Origin of the sequence: Rhizobium sp. GCM10022189, from assembly GCF_042656325.1 — a bacterium.
Lineage (GTDB): Bacteria > Pseudomonadota > Alphaproteobacteria > Rhizobiales > Rhizobiaceae > Rhizobium.
On sequence record NZ_JBHSOR010000049.1, the window covers coordinates 1 to 388 of the forward strand.

Genomic DNA, 388 nt, shown 5'->3' on the forward strand with positions numbered 1-388 from the left:
CGGCGCAAACAGGCCGCCGGCCGAGAGCAACGGGGCGCGCAGGGCAAAGAGCGACAGCGCCCCGCCGATGAAGACCAGCAGGATGCAGAGGATGAAGACGCCGCGGCTCGGGTCGCTGGCAAAGGCATGCACCGAGGTGAGCACGCCCGAGCGCACCAGGAACGTGCCCATCAGCGACAGCGAGAAGGTGAGGATGGCAAGCAGCACCGTCCAGATCTTCAGCGCCTCGCGCTTTTCCATGACGAGCGCCGAATGCAGAAGTGCTGTGCCGGCAAGCCAGGGCATGAAGGAGGCGTTCTCCACCGGGTCCCAGAACCACCAGCCGCCCCAGCCGAGTTCGTAATAGGCCCAGTAGGAGCCCATGGCGATGCCGAGCGTCAGAAAGGTC

The 388-nt window shown here is 65.7% G+C and carries 1 protein-coding gene; it reads right to left on the reverse strand.

Annotated features, from left to right (window positions below):
- The coding region (gene ccsA / locus ACFPWW_RS29680) for a cytochrome c biogenesis protein CcsA (protein ID WP_377312813.1) at positions 1 to 388 on the reverse strand (388 nt) is incomplete at both ends.